Origin of the sequence: Niastella vici, assembly GCF_002077945.1 — a bacterium.
Taxonomy (GTDB): Bacteria; Bacteroidota; Bacteroidia; order Chitinophagales; family Chitinophagaceae; genus Niastella; species Niastella vici.
In genome coordinates this window covers 1-814 of sequence record NZ_LVYD01000008.1, presented here as the reverse complement: position 1 = coordinate 814, position 814 = coordinate 1, and the positions used below count along the sequence as shown (strand labels likewise).

General features: G+C 36.0%; 1 protein-coding gene. It reads left to right on the top strand.

Features of this window, described 5'->3' with window-relative positions; translation table 11 throughout:
• Positions 1-783, top strand: a 783-nt coding sequence (locus A3860_RS05480) for a TlpA family protein disulfide reductase (RefSeq protein ID WP_143773965.1), incomplete at its 5' end; no start/stop codon positions are given.
• Positions 784-814 lie beyond the last annotated feature (31 nt).

Here is an 814-nt window from a genome sequence, read left to right as displayed (position 1 = left end):
GTAAACATCATTTCTTATAACAAAATGGGCGGTACTGCACTTGACTCCTTTACAAGGATCCCTGATAGTATTTTGTTGGATTTTATCAAAAATAACAGATCTAAATTTGGGACCGACACTGGTATTTTTCAGAAAGCATTACGCTTGTTTGATCCAATAGTTATTAAAAAGCTCGAATTTATAAAATTATATCCGGATCTTTTTATATCATTCTGGACCTTCTCACATCAGATTGTCTATAGCAGACTTTTTGAACCAGACACCCTGCTGCAATTTTACAACACTATTTTAAGCGACAGGTATAAAAACTACAAGGCGTCTAAATTCCTCGTCAGCCTTATTAGAAATAAAATAGCACTTAAGACCGGTGGTAGTTTCCCCGATTTTTCAGTAACGGACATTAACAATAACAGGATTGAGCTCTCAAAACTGAAAGGCAAATTCGTATTAATACAATTCTGGGCATCCTGGTGCAGGCCCTGTATTGCAGAAATGCCAGATCTTCGGGCAATAAATGAAAAATACAGGCAAACTGATTTTACGCTTGTTTCATTTAGTATTGATAAAGACCGGGGTAAATTTCAACAGGCCATCGAACGGTATTCGATGAACTGGATACAGGTTTTTGGAAACAACCGGCTTTTTGACTCATTGGGAGAACGAAGAGTACCAGCACTTTATTTGATAGACAAAAATGGACATATTATTTATAACAGAGACACGACAAAGGACTTCGATATGATATTATTAAAAAAAATATTGTCAGAGAAATTAAACAAATGAATCAGGGTTAAACCGGCTACGATTAACGGCT